This is a genomic window from Bradyrhizobium sp. MV1.5, assembly GCF_055807615.1.
Genome location: NZ_JBVVPL010000066.1, coordinates 8,476 through 23,505, shown reverse-complemented (window position 1 = coordinate 23,505; position 15,030 = coordinate 8,476). Strand labels below are relative to the sequence as shown.

Here is a 15,030-nt window from a genome sequence, read left to right as displayed (position 1 = left end):
CCCGCCCCCCCGGGGCCCCCCCCCCCCCCCCCCCCCGGGGGGGGGGGCCCCCCCCCCCCCGGGGGGGGGGGGGGGGGGGCGCGCGGGGGGGGGGGGGGCCCCTCTCCGCTTGGGGATTGTCCCGTTGCGGAGACACCCTCTCCCCAACCCTCTCCCGCAGGCGGGAGAGGGAGCGCAGCGTCGTTCGGGGCTGGAGTGCTGCCAAGCGCCATCGCCAGCAATCCTACTGGGGATGGATCATGGTGGCGTCGTCGAGATCGGCCTCGCTGTCGGCGTCGGTCGCGCCCTTGTTAGTGTCGACCGTCGCAGTGACCGACATCCCGGCTCGGAGCAGGTTTTGCTTCGCGACCGACTTCGGCACGCGGATGCGGACCGGCACGCGCTGCACGATCTTGGTGAAGTTGCCGGTGGCGTTGTCAGGCGGCAGCAGCGTGAAGACCGAGCCCGCGCCCGCCGCGATGCTGTCGACGACGCCGGAGAACTTGCGCATGCCGTAGGCGTCGACCTTGATCGTCACCGGCTGGCCGGGGCGGATGCGCTTGAGCTGGGTCTCCTTGAAATTGGCGTCGATATAGACGTTGTCGAGCGGCACGACGTTGCCGAGCCGCTGGCCCACCGCAACGAAGTCGCCGGCACTGACGAGGCGGTTCGAGAATGTGCCGTCGACCGGCGCGCGCACCGCGGTGAAGGCGAGATCACGCTCGGCCTTGGCCAGCGTGGTCTTGAGCTCGGCGAGCTGCGCCTGCGCTTCGGCCTGCTGCGCCTTGGCGACGTCGACATTGCTGAGCGCGACATCGTAGGCGGCCTGCGCAGCCTTGACCGCGGCGGCGCCCTGGTCACGTCCGGCTTCGGAGCTCTCGAAGGTGGCGCGCGAGGCAAAACCCTTGTTGCTCAACGCCTGCTGGCGCTCATAATCGAGGTCGGCGCGCTTGAGGCCGGCTTCGGCGGAGACGAGCTGCGCCTTGGCCTGTGCGACCTGGCTGTCGAGCGCCGCGACCTGGCGGCCGATGCGATCGATGGTGGCCTGCTGGGTCGCGATCCTGGTCGCGGCGGCGTCGACCGCGATCTTGTAGTCGCCGTCGTCGATACGGAAGACGATGTCGCCGGCGCGCACCGTGGTGTTGTCGCCGGCGAGGATCGAGGAGACGTGGCCGGCAACGCGCGCGCCCAGCATGGTGTTGTTGGCGCGGACATAGGCATCGTCGGTCGCGACGTAGAAGCGGCCGACCAGCGTGTAGTAACCGGCATAGCTCGCGGCCGCGAGCGCCAGCACCAGCCCTACTCCCATCATCACGAATTTGCGCTTGCCGGACTTCGGCGCGCCGGCGGCGGCGGGCGCGTCTGGGGCTGCGGCCGGCTTGTCGGTCACGGGCTTCTCCGGCGCCTCGCTGGGAAGGCGCTTGGCTTCCTCGACCACATGAGAGCGCAACTGCTCAGCGAGAGCTACAGACGTCTCGGTGGCAGCGTCACCACCCACGGGCGCCGGCGTCTCCACGGCGTCCGGGCGAAGGACGCGCGCAGCCTGGTCTCTCACTACGGCCATGAAGGCCTCCCCAAAAAAAAGCGCGAAGAGGGACAACCGCCGTACGGCCGGTTCCCTCTCGCCTATCCCAAATATCATTGACCGAACGGTTCGGTCAATATAGATAATATTCCCGGTTGGACCCTACTGGCCCGAATCCTTTATTTCGGTTTCATGATCCTGGACCGATCCAAAAACTTGCCGAGACCCTGAACCAATGGTTGTAGCCGGCCGCGAACATCTGCACGTCATCCAGGAGGAGGACAGCTCCAAACGCCGCCAGATCCTGGACGGAGCCCGCAAGGTGTTCATGGATCTCGGGTTTGACGGTGCCAGCATGGGCGAGATCGCCCGCGCGGCGCAGGTCTCCAAGGGGACGCTTTACGTCTACTTCGCGGACAAATGCGCGCTGTTCGAAGCCATCCTCGAGCAGGAGGCGCTCCAGCACGGGCAGGTCGCGTTCAATTTCGATCCGGCACGCGATGTTGAAACCACGCTGAAGGATTTCGGCCGGGCCTACAACCGTCTGCTGTGCCGGCCCGGCGGCGGATCGGCGATCCGCACCGTGATGGCGATCGCCGAGCGCATGCCCGGTCTCGGCCGCCGCTACTATGCGCGGGTGCTGGACAAGTCCATCAACCGCCTCTCCGACTATCTCAAGGCCCAGGTCGCCTCCGGCGATCTCGCGATCGACGATTGCGATTTGGCGGCGTCGCAATTCATGGAACTGTGCAAGGCCTCGCTGTTCCTGCCCTTCGTCTTCCAGGCTGCACCCGCACCGTCGGAAGAGCGCATGAGCGAAGTCGTCGACAGCGCGACGCGAATGTTCCTGGCGGCGTATCGGGCGAAGTAACGGCACGCGTTGCACGCCGTTCCGTCGGTCCTATATTGGGGCTCATGTCCCGTGATCTTCGCCCGCCGGTCGATATCCTCCATTACGAAATTGTCCAGGAACAGGCCTCCGCGCTCGGACGGATGGGCCGCACGCTCGAACAGGCGCTCGCGCGCTTGCGCGAGTTCGACGCCGCCCATGCCCTCCCTGAGGTGCCGGCCGCGATGCAGCCGGCCAGGCGCAAGCTGGTGCTAGAAGCCGGCCACGCACTCTGGATGTTCGTGGTGCAGCGTGAGGCGACCGGCCTGCGCGACAGCCGCCACATCATGCGGACCTACAATGTCCCGGCCGAGGTGCAGCTGTGCATGGGGCTGGTCCCAGCACCGTCCAAGTTGGCGTGAAAATGATTTGCTACGGTGCCCGGCGCTTGGGCGTGCACTCAGTGAGCTGCTGGTTGAAGCGCGACACGATGGGGCATCCGACACTTAGCTGACTTGGAATGATTCAAGCGCCGAATATTCGTTCCGAGTTCGGTATAACAGTGCACGAGCCTGATAAAAGGACCACAACTCGGGGCTAGGCCAGCTGAGGTCCTCCGTGTGTCGGCAACACGTCGTCGAGGCGTGGGCGCGAATAATCCTCAACTTAAGAAGTGGCTGCTCTTCCCGGCATCAGCTCAAGTGCAGGGAAAAATAGGCCCCAGCTCGCGGGGGGCTTGGGGGGCATTGAGCTGGGGCCATTGGGGTCACCCTTGGGGAAGGGTATCGGGAAAACTTGGCAATGTCAGGAATGTTCCTGCATTAAATTTCGAAGAGAAATTGGTGCCGCAGGCGGAATGGCACGTACTAGTCTGAGTGCCGGGTGTCGCTTGAATTGGTTCGCTTTTCGCGTTCCGTGAATGGAACAAAGACCCCTTGTGTGCACTTTGTAACGTTGCGGGTGAAGCAGGGGGAAGATGTGAACACCACGGAACTTCCATCCATTCTGTTGATCGAAGACGAGGATACGATCCAACTTATCGTCGAAGAGGCTCTCTCGGAGGGAGGCTTTCAAATCGCGACCGTGAAAACGGGCGAGGAAGCCGTCACGCTTCTGAAGGGTGGTCAGCCCTACCGAGCTCTCGTCACCGACGTCAATCTGCTGGGTCGCCTTGACGGCTGGGAAGTCGCGAGAGCCGCCCGTGAGATCGACCCGCACTTTCCCGTGGTTTACATGACAGGCGGCGCGGCCGATAAGTGGCCGGTACTCGGTGTACCAAACAGCATTCTGCTTCAGAAACCATTTGCGCCTGCGCAAGTCGTTTCGGCTGTTTCTCAGCTCCTGAACGCGGCCTCGCAGCAGACGGGCCCCGCCTGAGAGACGGCGAGATCCGTGTCTGCTTCAGTTCTCCTCATCGAAGATGAAGCCCTCATCCGAATGATGTTGGTTGAGATGATTGAAGAGGCGGGTCATTCAGTTGTTGCGGAAGCGGGTAACGTCACCAAAGGTGCCGTTCTAGCGACGGATGCTGAGTTCGATCTCGCGATCCTGGACATCAATCTCGGCGGCGACACCATCGAGCCAATCGCCTCGGCACTTGCGGGACGAGGCAAGCCCTTTTTCTTCGTGAGCGGATACGGATCGTCGGGAGTGCCGGATGCATTCAGGGGCACTCCAGTTGTGACAAAGCCTTGCTTGTTGGCAGAGTTGCAAACCGCCATTGATGCAGCACTGTCGCAAGTGCCGAGCAAAAGCCTGGGGCCGATCTAGCCGATTGCGCCGGCCTGGTATCGTATGAGTACACGCCTAGTCGGTCACCTGCTTTCGGAGCGCGGCGAGATCGTTGACGACCATCTTGGTCGGGCCGGTCCAGATGATGCCGTCGTCCTGGAGGCGGCTGAGGATCAGGCTGATCGACTGGCGCGTCGCGCCGATCATGCGCGCGAGATTGGCCTGCGTGATGCGGCCGAGCGAGATCGGGCCGCTCTCGTCCTGGGCTGCGTTCTCGCACAGCTTGACCAGCAGCAGCACCAACCGTTCCGCCGCCTTCTGTCCCGCCAGCGTCTGCGCCAGCATCGAATAGGTCTCGCCCTTGAAGCCGAGGCACTCGATCAGCGCGATGGCGAACGACGGCGACTGCGCGATCAACCGGCGCACCGCATCCTGGTCGAGATGCAGTGCCTCGACCCGCCCGAGTGCGCGGGCCGACCAGCTGTGGCGATGATCGCCGAGGATATAGGGCGCGCCGACGAAGTCGCCTGCCTCCCAGGTCGACAGCATCAGTTCGCGCCCCTGCGTGCCGGCATGGGTGCTTTCGACGATCCCGTTCAGGATGATGTGGACGCCGTTTGCGGGCTCGCCCTCCCGCAGCAGATATTCGCGGTTCTGGTAGGTCGCGAGCCTGCCGGTTCGCATCACCAGCTCCAGATCGGGCTTGTCCAACGCCTTCAGCACATAACGTCCGGTCCCGGGCCGTGACAGTTCGGCGCGCGGCTCAGCTGGATCGGCCACCTCATGCGCATCGCTGCGCTCCACGATCGGTCTCCCTTCGAGTGACGGCTCGAAGGCTAGGAGGTCTCCGCTCAGATTGCAACGCGGCGCAGATGTTCTGGCTCGGCCGCAGCCTCCGTGAAAGCGCAAGCCAGATCGGTGAGCAGGCGCTCCCGGCCGGCCGGTGCCAGGAACGTGACGCCATAGGGCACGCCGGCTGCGGTGACGGCGTTCGGAACGGCGATGGCGGCCAGGCCCAGCGGGTTGGCGTAATTGGTGTAATAGCCGTTGTTGAAATTGGCCGTCAGCGGATCGCGCGCGACGTCATCGATGCTCAGCACGGTGCCGACCGTCGGCACGACCAGCGCATCGTGATCTTGCCAGAAATCGCGCAGCGATCGCTGGACCTCCTTGACCTTGTAGAGCGCACGATAGGCGTCGGCCGCCGTGAACTTCCGGCTGCCGATGACGAGGTCGCGGACGATCTTCACGCCCGCGTCCGGGTTGGCGTCGAGGAATGCGCCGACCGAGACGTCCCGCTCGGCGAGGAAAGGTCCGAAAAACAACAAATCGTTGACCGAAATGAACGGCGCGAAATCGACCGATGCGACCGACAGATCGAGCTGCCGCAGCTTGCGCAGCCCATCGCCGAACAGCGCCTCCGTCTCTGCATTGCCGAAGAAGCTGAGCTGATCCGGACGCGGCGTTGCGATGTTGAGCGGCCGCCCCGGAGATGCCTGCTCCGTCCATCCGGCGAAATCCACCGGCGAAAAACAGTCCTCGGCATCGCGCCGCGCCAACACGCGATAGACGTCGTGGCCATCGCCGGGATCGCGCGTGTAGAGCGAGATGGTATCAAAACTGCGGCAGGCGTAGACCATGCCGCGCTGACTGAAGGCGCCGGGCGCCGGCTTGAAGCCGGTCACGCCACAATAGGACGCCGGCACCCTGCCCGATCCGCCGGTATCGGTGCCGAACGCAAAGGACGAGGTGCCTGTCGCGACCGACACCGCGGCGCCCGAGCTGGAGCCGCCGGGGATGTAGTCCGGGTTGTGCGGGTTGCGGGCGATGCCATAGGGCGAGCGTACGCCGACGAGGCCGGTCGCGAACTGATCCATATTGGTCTTTCCGAGATAGATCGCGCCGGCGGCGATGGCGTCGGCGACAACCGGGCTCGTGTCCTTCGCGGTGTAGGCGAATTCCGGGCAGGCCGAGGTGGTCTGCTCGCCGGCCACGTCGATACAGTCCTTGACCGAGAACACGAGGCCATAGAGCGGCAGCTCGCCGATCTCGCCAATGCGCGCATCGAGCGCGCGGGCCTTTGCCATGACGCCGTCGGGATTTGCCGTCGAGATCCAGACGCCGCTCTGGTCGGCATCCTCGAGGCGCGACAACACATGCGCGGCGACGTCGGACGGCTTGAGCTCCCCGCTGCGATAGGCGGCACGGAGGTGGCGAGGTGCGAGATTCATGTCGGTCACGTGCTTGCGGGAATTGGCAATGTGCCGGCGGGACAAGCCCGCCGGCACCCCCCCAAGCGGCCGATCACCTTCTCCAGATAGGCGGGCTGGATGAAGGCTTCGAAGTCGGCGCGCGGCAGCAGCTTCGGCAGGCGCTCCTGCTTCACCAGGAAGTCGGCGGTCGAGATCAGCGTGTCGACGAACTTGCCCTTTTTCGCGGATGTGCCGAGATATTCCTCCGTGAGCTGCTTGTTGCAGGGGACCATCCCGGTGCCCTTCATCATTCGCTGCGCGTCCTCGATCGGAAGCGAAAGCTCTTCCGCGATGATTTCGGCGGTCTTCTCCGGGTTCTTCAGCCAGAAATCGATGCCTTCGCATTCGGCCTTGATGAACTTGTCGACGTAGGACGGATACTTTTCCGCGAACGCGTTCATGACGACGCCGATGTCCCAGGTCGGGTAGCCGCGCTTGGCCATCTCGCCCGAGGTGACGAGGATCTTGCCGCCGTTCTTCACAGCCTTGCCGAGATTCGGTTCCCAGAACCAGGCCGCGTCGATGTCGCCGCGAAGCCAGGCCGCCGCGATGTCCGACGGCGCCAGGTCCAGAATCTTCATCGAGGCGGGATCGACACCCTCGTCCTTGAGCGCCTGGAGCAGGAGGTAGTGTGTCGTGGAGCCGAACGGCGCCGCCACCGTCTTGCCCTTGAGGTCCTTGAGCGAGGTGATGTTCTTGTCGGTGCGAACCACCAGCGACTCGACGTAGTCGAGCATGTTGATCACCAGGATGCCCTTGATCGGCAGGGCGCGCGTCGCGCCGATCGCGGTCGGCGGGTTACCAAGGCCGCCGAAGTCGACGTCGTTGCCGGCGATCGCGCGCAGCATGTCGCCGCCGCCGCCGATCTTGACGTATTTAATGTCGACGCCCGGCATCTCCTTGGCAAGCAGGCCAAGATGCTTGGTGACCAGCTGCGCATTGACGAGGTTCAGATAGCCGACGGTCACCTTCGCCGGCTTGTCCTCGGCGCGGACTGCGGCCGTGAGCGCCAACGTGGTAACCGCGAGCGTCGCAATCAGTCTCTTCATCATGGAGGTCTCCCCTGCGATTAGAATTGAATTCAGGCCCACGGCATCAACAGTTTCGCGATGCCGCGCATCATGAGGTCGAGCACGACGCCGGTGAGACCGAGCACGATCAGCCCCATGATCACGACGTCGGAGAGCAGGAATTTTGCGGCGTCCCAGATCATCCAGCCGATGCCGGCGGAGGCCGCGACGATTTCGGCGGCGACGAGAACGGTGTAGGTGAATCCGAGCGAGATGCGCATGCCGGCGAGAATCAGCGGTCCCGCCGCCGGCAAATAGACGTGAAAGAGCAGGTGGCGCCGGGTCGCGCCGAGCGACTGGGCGGCGCGCACATAGACCGGGTCCACGCTGGTGACGGCCTGGATTGTCGAGATGACGATGCCCGGCAAGCCGGCAAGAAACAGCAGCGACAGCTTCGAGCTCTCACCGATGCCGAGCCACATCACCAGCAGCGTATAGAGGCCGAGCGGCGGCAGGGGCCGGTAAAACTCGATCAATGGATTGAGCAGCGCGCGTGCGTTGCGCGACACGCCCATGAGGACGCCGAGCGGGATGCCGATCAGGCAGGCCAGCGTGAAAGCCGTGAGGATACGATAGAGGCTTGCGCCAAGATGCTGAAGCAGCGTCGCGCCCTGATATCCCCTGGTCATCGTCTTGACGAACGCGGCCCAGACCGCCTGCGGCTTCGGCAGGAACAGCTCGTTGGCCCAGCCCATCTCCGTGACGATGGCCCAGCCGGCCAGCAGCACGGCCACGGTCAGCGTCGAGAGCAGCACCGATCGCGAGACCTTCGGAAGCCGCAGCCGCAAGCTGCCGCGTCGCGTGCGATCCGGCGAGATTGGAATCGTCATGTGGGTCGCCTCGACGCTCATGTCCGCACTCCCAGGATCTGCATGATGGTCAGCGCGTAGATCCGCGTCGCCATCACCGACTTGGTGATCGAGATGTTCTCGTTGTCCACGGCCCAGCCGTCTTCTCCGGGACCGAACGTCACCGCATTGATGCCGGCTTCGCGGAAGCGGATCGTGTCGTTGAAGGCATTCTTGCGGTTGACCCCGGGCTCGCGGCCCATCAGACGCCGGTAAACCGCGCGCAAGGAGCGGCAGGGCTCCTCCTCGACCGGCACCGGTTCGGTCGCGTTGACGAACAGCGAGCCGGGCACCTGGCGCACCTCGACCTTGACGTCGTTCATGCCGGCAAAAGTGTCCCGTCCGAGACGCTCGATGTCCGCAATCACGCTCGATAGCGTCATGCCGGGCACGATGCCGACCACGGCGAGCGTGATGGTGCAGGCATCCGGCGAGAACTGCATCTCGCCGGGCAGGCCGGACCGAATGCGCACCACGGCGCAGCAGGGCGGCGTGTGTCCCATGAACTTGCTGGGGACATGCGTGAACGCCATGTCCTTCAGTTTCGGCAACAGCTTCGCCGCTTCCATGATGGCGTTGACGCTGATGTCCGGTCGCCAGATGTGCGACTTGATCCCGTGAACGGTGAGCTCGATCAGGCAGTGGCCGGAATTGGCCACCGACAGGTTCATGCCCCAGTCCGTGTTGACGTCGCCCCAGGCGGTCGGCTCGGCGGTGATCTCGTAGTCGGCGGTCAGGCCGACCTTGTTCAGCATGTAGATGGAGCCTTCGGTGCCGTTCCGCTCCTCATCGACGGTGTAGCAGCACATCAAGGTGCCATCGAACTTCACACCCGCTTCGGTCAGGGCCTGCACTGCGAGCAAGGATGCAGCGAGGTTTCCGCGCGTGTCGGACGTGCCGCGCGCATAGAGCAGATCGCCGTGGCGCGTCGCCTTGAACGGATCGAAATCCGTCATGTGCCATTTCTCGGGCTCGACCGCCGGATAGGTGTCGAGATGGTCGTTGAGAATGAGCGAGGGGCCGCCGTCCCGTCCCTTCAGCACGCCGAGCACGTTCGGCCGGTGCGGCTGCGCGCTGTGCTTGGTGACCTCCATGCCGAGCGCTTCGAGCTTGCCCGCGACCAGCATCGAGATCGCCTCTTCTTCGGCGGGCGGCAAATCGGGATCCAGCGGATTGCCGGAACGGGGCTGGCCGGTGCGGATCAGCTCGGACGCGAGTTCAAGCCAGCGCTCCTCCGTGATGCGCGACAGCACGCGCTGTTCGAGATCCGAATAAGGAGGGGTGACAGGCATCTGCATGACGGGATCCGCTGGCTCACGGCGCCGGCAGCGCCGCTTCGTGGCAGCCTCCTCATTGCAGCGACTGTGCCAACTGCCGAAAAAGCCCGCGGCAGCACAATTGTCTTTCTGACTTCAATGGCTTAGGCGAGATTTGCGTGTGCGCAAATTTTTGCGCCCGAGATGCGCTCTGCCGAAGACGCGGCGTCCGCTGAACAGGCAGGGCTCAGCGCGAGGCCGGCCGGCGTGGGGTCGTAGCCCGCATGGAGCGAAGCGGAATGCGGGAACGCCGTCCCTGGATTGCGCTTCGCTCCATCCAGGCTACGGATCGTGCGCAAGCCTCAATCGTCGGCGTACTCGTCCTCTTCGTGTTTTCGCGCCATGCTCTTGCGCGTACCCAGCGAGCCGGTCACGGAGGGATCGCGCGCATTTGCATAGGGATTGCGCCCGCCCGCCCGCGCGGCGACCTCTTCGCCGGAGACGGCGGCGGGCTGGCAGATCAGGCGGCGGCTGGCGCGGCGCATCAGGTCGACGTGGATGTGATCGTAATGATAGACGTTCGAGCCCGGCGCCAGCACCGTGGTGAAATGCACGCACGCGCCCGACTGCACGTCGCGCAGGAAGCCCTGCTCTTCCGGCATGCCACGCCAGCCATCCTTCACGGTAACGCGGCGGCCGTCGGCGAGCACGAAGGCGGCGATGTCGAGCGCGTTGCCGAAGGCGTGCTCGGAAATATGGGCGTGCGAATTGCCGTTCATGCCGCGGCAGGAATAGGCGGAGATCTGCTTGATCTCCGCGACGCGGGTGCCGAACCAGCGCATCGCCGAGGGCTGCACGGTGTCGGCGAGCCAGCGGTCGAGCTCGGAGACGATCGGACAGGCCAGCGTCGCAACCGGCTTGATCGCAACGGGGCCTACGGCGGTGACGGGATAGCCCCGTGCCGGACCAAGACGCGGCGGCGGTTGTTGCGCGGGCGCCTGTGAGTACGGCGCCGGCCGCGCCGGATAGCTCGGCGCATTCATGTAGCGCGACGCGCCCGCGGCATCGGTGCCCTCGGGCGGCAGATCGATCTCGTCTTCCTGCTGAGCCACGCCGGGTGCGTTCAACGACACCGGGCCGGACGGCGCGCCATAGCCGGACGGCTGGCGAACCGCGCTCTCGGGATAGTTTGAGCGTTGCGGATAATTCTGGCTTTGCGGGTAATTCGATCGCGGCTGCGTCACCGGCCAGCGCGGCTGGCTGCCGATGCTCCCGGGCGGTCGCAATTCCTCGTCGGCAAAGCCGTAACTGCTCGAGCCTTCGCCGAGGGCGGCGACCTTGAGCGGAAACTCGGCGCCGCACATGCCCGGCCCGGAGATCGGGTCGATGCGGACGAGATCCGGCCCCTCTTTCACCGCGCCTGATTTCAGGCATGCGGCTTCGGCCTCGGCCCGCCACGGTTCACGTTCGGCCTGGAAGAAGCCGCGTCCGCAACCCGCTAACGAAACAAGGACGATGGAGCCGACGAGATACAAACGAACTCCGCGCGTCATGCACGCACGTTCGGTGAATTTACTTAAAGACTCTTCAACGTGTTGATTTCAGTATTCTTTAACCATGTCAGCCCGCGCCGGCAGGATCGCCTGCCGGTGACGAGTGACAGCAAGGCTGACTTTTTCGAAAAGAGACTTTCTGTTAACCATGACGCTCTCGCGCAGGCGGCGCGACAGCGGGAGCGACCTCATGACGTTCGCCGGGAGACTGAGCGTTATCACCGCGTACCTCGCCATGGCCTTTGTCGGCGCCATCGTGCTCGGCATGATCTAGCGGCTTCAGCCGGAGGTACCGAACGCTTCCCTTACGACCGCGCGCTCCATTGCCGCGACGTCGTGATCAGCTTCTCCGGCCGCTCTTCGGCGCGCGTCCAGTCGTTGCCGGAACACCAGAAGTGGCCCAGTGCGCAGGCTTCGACGTGGAGCTTGCCGGAGTTCTTCAGCGTCATCGTCGCATAATAGGTGCTGCCGCTCGAGCGGCTGTAGATGTTGCCGGTCCAGACGTCGTGCGTTTTCGGCTTCATGTTGACAAGCACGCTCTCACCCCTGGTCGACGCTTCAGTCAGCGCGAAGCCGCACAGTGCCGGTCCACAGCGTTCGATGCGGACCGTGCCCTTGGCGCCTGCGCTCTCCCATTCGCCGAGCGGCAAATAGGCCTGCTCATCGTCACCGCGCTCCGGGCTCGTCACGGCCTGCTCAAGCTCCGGCCTTGACGCCACGACGGGCGCCTCCATGCGCGGCGGATCGAGCGCGACGATCTTCGGCGGATCCATCCGCGGTAGCTCGACCCGTGGCGGATTGGAGCTTGCGGCCTGCGGCGGGACAATTGGCTGCGACGTCGTTGAAGCAAGGACAGGAGCCGCCGGCGCCGGTGGAGGCGCGACCACAATGGCTTGCGCCGGCCTGACCGGAGCCACGGGATAGAGCGGCTGCGGCGGCGGAAGCACCGGCGTCGGCGCCGGTGTTGTATCGACGTTCGGCCGAAAGCTGCGATGGGAGGAAACCGAGACACAGGAAGCCGATCGGCAATTCCTGGGTGACTCGACCTGGAATCGATGACCGCCGATCGAGAACGCGTAGGAGCCGGCCTCGGCTGCGGGCGCAATCGCCATCAGCGCGATCAATGTGCCAAGCGAAGTCACAAGCCGCATCATCGGCGCCTCCCTCTGTATGGCGACGAGGTTACCCGGATGGAATCGCGGCTGAATGTGCGCTGCGTCACCCATCCGCGGCGAGCCGTTGTGACGTCTATCACAGAACGCCCGACCAGCCCGGCGTAGGGTCGAACCACGCTTCATCCACCCGCGACTTCAGTCCCATCGGGACCCACACATTCTTCGGAGGTTGTCATGAACAAGCTCACCATCGCCGCCACTGCCCTCTTCCTCGCGTCCACCGCCGCCGCGCATGCCGGCAATTCGCTCTCGTTCCAGATCGAGGGGCAGCACATCCGCATCGAGACGCCGCGCAACTGCGCATCGCTCAATTGCGTGACCATCGTGGCGCCGGGCCTCTCGGACAAGCCGATCAAGCTGAACAACATCAACCTCAAGGGCTTGGGCTCGAAGGACGATGACATCGACACCACGCCGGCTCCGGCCACGACCGCGCAGCCCGCGCCTGCTCCGGTGCAGCAGCAGCCCGTGCAGCAGGCCCCCGTGCAGGCGAACGCACCGGCAGCGCCCGCTATCGCGGCACCAAGCACGACAGTTGCCGCTGCTCCGTCCGCCGGCTACGACGCCACGACACAGACCGCGCCCGCTGCAGCTCCCGCTCCCGCTCCCGCTGCTGCGCCCGCTGCTGCGCCCGCGCCGGTCGCGGTTGCTCCGGCCCCGGTGCCCGCCGCGCCTGTCGCGGTTGCCAACACGCCGATCGGCGTCTGGGCCACCGAAGAGAACAAGGGCAATGTTCGCGTCGAACAGTGCGGCGTCAATCTCTGCGGCTACGCCGCGAAGACCAACGAGCGCATCCTGATCAACATGAAGCCCGACGGCGCGAAGTGGAGCGGCCGCATCCACGATCCCGATTCCGGCCGCAACTACGACTCGACGATCGCGATGAAGGGCCCGAATGCAATGCGCGTGCAGGGCTGCGCCTTCGGCGGCATGTTCTGCGGCGGCCAGACCTGGAAGCGCGTGAGCTGAAGCCAAAGGTGTCGTCTCCAACACATCCGCATTCTTCGTCATGCCCGGGCTTGTCCCGGGCATCCACGTTCTTAGTCCCGCGCTTCAAGGCGTGGATGGCCGGGACAAGCCCGGCCATGACGGTGGACAGGCTTGGCCACAAGCTAGCATCGCGTACCGTTTGAACGTTCACCGCCGCCGTGCGATAGACATTCATCCGCCGTTCACCTGCATCAGGATGATATCGGTCGATCTCGCCTCGCGTTTCTCACCGGGACCTCCTCGTGACTTTTATCGTGGCCTGGCGCCGCTTCTTGTTCGCGCTTGTGCTGCTGGCGTTGCCGGCCGGCGCGAGCGTTGCGTTCGCATTCGATGCGATCGAGCTTGCGCAGGCGCAGCCACAAGCGCAGCCGTCGCCCGCCCCCTCGCCGACGCCATCGGCTTCACCCGCTCCCGCGACCGAGGCGCAGCCCGCCGCCGTCGAGCCGATCGGCAACGTCGCGACGGTGACGGGCATCGCGACCGTGATCCGCGACAAAAATTCCTATCCGCTGCGGGTGCGCGACGACATCTATCTCAACGACGTCGTGCAGACTTCGTCGAACTCCTCGCTCGGTATCACCTTCGACGACGCGACCACGTTCAACCTCTCCGCAAGCACGAAGATCACCATCGACACTTACGTCTATGAGGACGGCGGCAAGCACAACGCAGGCATTTTCGACATCGGCAAGGGCACCGTCGCCTTCGTCGCGGCGGCGGTGGCAAAGACCGGCGACATGAAGATCACGACGCCGACGGCGACGCTCGGCATTCGCGGCACCACGGGCGTCGTCGACGTGCCGGAAGGCGCGGCCGCGAACAACGCCAACAACGTCAGCATCAAGCTCTATCCCGACGCCGACGGCCGGGTCGGACACATCGACGTCGACGACCGCACGAGCGGGACGCGGCTCGGCGCGCTGACGCAAGGCGCGAGCGGTTTTGCGATCCGGCCGGGCGCCGCCGCTGCCGGCGTCATGCGCTTTGCCGCGGTGCCGATCACGATTCCCGCACAGCAGATCGCGCGCGACCGCGGCTTCGTCAGCCAGGTGCATCTGGCGCAGACCACGGGCCGGCAGATCGTCACCGAGCAGCGCGACTTCCGCCGCGCCAACCCGACCGCGAGCCCGCGCATTCCGCGGCCGTTCCAGCCGCCGCAACAGCAACAATTGCGGCCGAACACGGCGCCAGGACAACAGCCGCAACAGCCGCAACAGCCGAACGGTCAGCCCGGTCAGAACAACCGTCCAGGCCAGCAACAGCCGGGCGCACCAGGTCGCCAAGGCGCCCAGCCGCCGCAGCGGCAGGGCCAAGGACAGGGTCAAGGCGGCGCAGTGCAACCGGGTACGCCGCGCGTGGGCCAAGGTCAGCAACAGGGCCAGAAGCAAGGCGCGGGACGTCCGGCGGGCCCACCGCGCGCCGGTCAAGGCACGCAGCCTGACGGCACCCCGCAAACCCCGCCGCGACGCGGTGGACAGATTCCGACGCAGCCCGGCGGAGTCGCGCCGCCGCAGCCGGCCGGAACGCAACCGCAGCCCGCTCCGCAGCCGCAACTGCCGCGCACCGGCATGCAGCCCGGCCAGCCGCCCGCAGTTCGACAGCCGGGCCTGCAGCGCCCGGGCGGATTCCAGCAACGTCTCCCCGCCGCACAACGCCCCGCAGCGCCGCGAAGGCCAGCGCCGGTCCCGAAGGAGAAGGAGCGGCGGTGACTTCTTCCTTCTCCCCTTGCGGGAGAAGGTGGCGCGAAGCGCCGGATGAGGGGTCGCTTCAGCGAACTCAACTGCAACAGATTCGCGCGCCGAGAGAACCCCTCACCCGTGGG

The 15,030-nt window shown here is 65.3% G+C and carries 15 protein-coding genes; 7 read left to right on the top strand and 8 right to left on the bottom strand.

From position 1 onward, the window contains the following. Positions 1-223: 223 nt before the first annotated feature. A complete protein-coding gene (locus tag AC0L2J_RS33075; protein WP_473395769.1) occupies positions 224-1,543 on the bottom strand; it encodes an HlyD family secretion protein in 1,320 nt (439 codons plus the stop codon). A gap of 196 nt (positions 1,544-1,739) precedes the next feature. On the opposite strand from AC0L2J_RS33075, the gene AC0L2J_RS33070 reads away from it, so the two are divergent. The 4 genes from AC0L2J_RS33070 to AC0L2J_RS33055 all read left to right on the top strand — a co-directional run bounded on the left by AC0L2J_RS33070 (position 1,740) and on the right by AC0L2J_RS33055 (position 4,103). Further along, a complete protein-coding gene (locus AC0L2J_RS33070) occupies positions 1,740-2,375 on the top strand; it encodes a TetR/AcrR family transcriptional regulator (protein ID WP_473395768.1) in 636 nt (211 codons plus the stop codon). A gap of 44 nt (positions 2,376-2,419) precedes the next feature. Then, positions 2,420-2,755 (top strand): DUF6665 family protein, encoded by a 336-nt coding sequence (locus tag AC0L2J_RS33065; RefSeq protein WP_473395767.1) that lies wholly within the window; start codon positions 2,420-2,422, stop codon positions 2,753-2,755. Between the two features lie 556 nt (positions 2,756-3,311). After that, positions 3,312-3,710, top strand: a complete 399-nt coding sequence (locus AC0L2J_RS33060; protein WP_063996857.1) for a response regulator — start codon at positions 3,312-3,314, stop codon at positions 3,708-3,710. Between the two features lie 15 nt (positions 3,711-3,725). Continuing rightward, complete coding sequence (locus AC0L2J_RS33055) at positions 3,726-4,103, top strand: response regulator (RefSeq protein ID WP_473250420.1); 378 nt, start codon at positions 3,726-3,728, stop codon at positions 4,101-4,103. Positions 4,104-4,139: 36 nt separating this feature from the next. Here the strand turns inward: AC0L2J_RS33055 and AC0L2J_RS33050 are convergent, their stop codons facing one another. From AC0L2J_RS33050 to AC0L2J_RS33025, 6 genes are all read right to left on the bottom strand, one after another. Beyond that, positions 4,140-4,868: a Crp/Fnr family transcriptional regulator gene (locus tag AC0L2J_RS33050; RefSeq protein ID WP_007613593.1), complete on the bottom strand. Its 729-nt coding sequence runs from the start codon at positions 4,866-4,868 to the stop codon at positions 4,140-4,142. Positions 4,869-4,915: 47 nt separating this feature from the next. Beyond that, entirely contained in the window at positions 4,916-6,295 is a 1,380-nt protein-coding gene (locus AC0L2J_RS33045; RefSeq protein ID WP_473395766.1) for an amidase family protein, read from the bottom strand. A gap of 5 nt (positions 6,296-6,300) precedes the next feature. Beyond that, entirely contained in the window at positions 6,301-7,368 is a 1,068-nt protein-coding gene (locus AC0L2J_RS33040; RefSeq protein ID WP_473395765.1) for a taurine ABC transporter substrate-binding protein, read from the bottom strand. A gap of 29 nt (positions 7,369-7,397) precedes the next feature. Beyond that, positions 7,398-8,237 carry an ABC transporter permease gene (locus AC0L2J_RS33035; protein ID WP_473395764.1) on the bottom strand — a complete coding sequence of 280 codons (840 nt, stop codon included), beginning with the start codon at positions 8,235-8,237 and terminating at the stop codon, positions 7,398-7,400. Beyond that, positions 8,234-9,532, bottom strand: a complete 1,299-nt coding sequence (locus tag AC0L2J_RS33030; protein ID WP_473395763.1) for a M20 family metallopeptidase — start codon at positions 9,530-9,532, stop codon at positions 8,234-8,236. The genes AC0L2J_RS33035 and AC0L2J_RS33030 overlap by 4 nt, the downstream gene beginning before the upstream one ends. 320 nt (positions 9,533-9,852) lie before the next feature. Then, entirely contained in the window at positions 9,853-11,043 is a 1,191-nt protein-coding gene (locus AC0L2J_RS33025; RefSeq protein WP_473395762.1) for an extensin-like domain-containing protein, read from the bottom strand. Positions 11,044-11,191: 148 nt separating this feature from the next. On the opposite strand from AC0L2J_RS33025, the gene AC0L2J_RS33020 reads away from it, so the two are divergent. Continuing rightward, a complete protein-coding gene (locus tag AC0L2J_RS33020) occupies positions 11,192-11,317 on the top strand; it encodes a hypothetical protein (protein ID WP_473395761.1) in 126 nt (41 codons plus the stop codon). 31 nt (positions 11,318-11,348) lie between these two features. Here AC0L2J_RS33020 and AC0L2J_RS33015 read toward each other — a convergent pair whose 3' ends face one another. Beyond that, a complete protein-coding gene (locus AC0L2J_RS33015) occupies positions 11,349-12,197 on the bottom strand; it encodes a DUF2147 domain-containing protein (protein ID WP_473395760.1) in 849 nt (282 codons plus the stop codon). 195 nt (positions 12,198-12,392) lie between these two features. Between AC0L2J_RS33015 and AC0L2J_RS33010 the strand changes: the two genes are divergently transcribed. Both AC0L2J_RS33010 and AC0L2J_RS33005 read left to right on the top strand, forming a co-directional pair. After that, a complete protein-coding gene (locus tag AC0L2J_RS33010) occupies positions 12,393-13,187 on the top strand; it encodes a DUF2147 domain-containing protein (protein ID WP_473395759.1) in 795 nt (264 codons plus the stop codon). A gap of 272 nt (positions 13,188-13,459) precedes the next feature. Continuing rightward, positions 13,460-14,917 carry a FecR family protein gene (locus tag AC0L2J_RS33005; protein WP_473395770.1) on the top strand — a complete coding sequence of 486 codons (1,458 nt, stop codon included), beginning with the start codon at positions 13,460-13,462 and terminating at the stop codon, positions 14,915-14,917. Positions 14,918-15,030 lie beyond the last annotated feature (113 nt).

Excerpts from the sequence above, each read along its gene's own strand:
- AC0L2J_RS33045 (WP_473395766.1), bottom strand. The coding sequence starts at position 6,295 with ATGAATCTCGCACCTCGCCACCTCCGTGCCGCCTATCGCAGCGGGGAG.
- AC0L2J_RS33040 (WP_473395765.1), bottom strand. The coding sequence starts at position 7,368 with ATGATGAAGAGACTGATTGCGACGCTCGCGGTTACCACGTTGGCGCTC.
- AC0L2J_RS33015 (WP_473395760.1), bottom strand. The coding sequence starts at position 12,197 with ATGATGCGGCTTGTGACTTCGCTTGGCACATTGATCGCGCTGATGGCG.
- AC0L2J_RS33075 (WP_473395769.1), bottom strand. The coding sequence starts at position 1,543 with ATGGCCGTAGTGAGAGACCAGGCTGCGCGCGTCCTTCGCCCGGACGCC.
- AC0L2J_RS33010 (WP_473395759.1), top strand. The coding sequence starts at position 12,393 with ATGAACAAGCTCACCATCGCCGCCACTGCCCTCTTCCTCGCGTCCACC.
- AC0L2J_RS33020 (WP_473395761.1), top strand. The coding sequence starts at position 11,192 with ATGACGCTCTCGCGCAGGCGGCGCGACAGCGGGAGCGACCTCATGACG.
- AC0L2J_RS33025 (WP_473395762.1), bottom strand. The coding sequence starts at position 11,043 with ATGACGCGCGGAGTTCGTTTGTATCTCGTCGGCTCCATCGTCCTTGTT.
- AC0L2J_RS33030 (WP_473395763.1), bottom strand. The coding sequence starts at position 9,532 with ATGCAGATGCCTGTCACCCCTCCTTATTCGGATCTCGAACAGCGCGTG.
- AC0L2J_RS33065 (WP_473395767.1), top strand. The coding sequence starts at position 2,420 with ATGTCCCGTGATCTTCGCCCGCCGGTCGATATCCTCCATTACGAAATT.
- AC0L2J_RS33035 (WP_473395764.1), bottom strand. The coding sequence starts at position 8,237 with ATGAGCGTCGAGGCGACCCACATGACGATTCCAATCTCGCCGGATCGC.
- AC0L2J_RS33070 (WP_473395768.1), top strand. The coding sequence starts at position 1,740 with ATGGTTGTAGCCGGCCGCGAACATCTGCACGTCATCCAGGAGGAGGAC.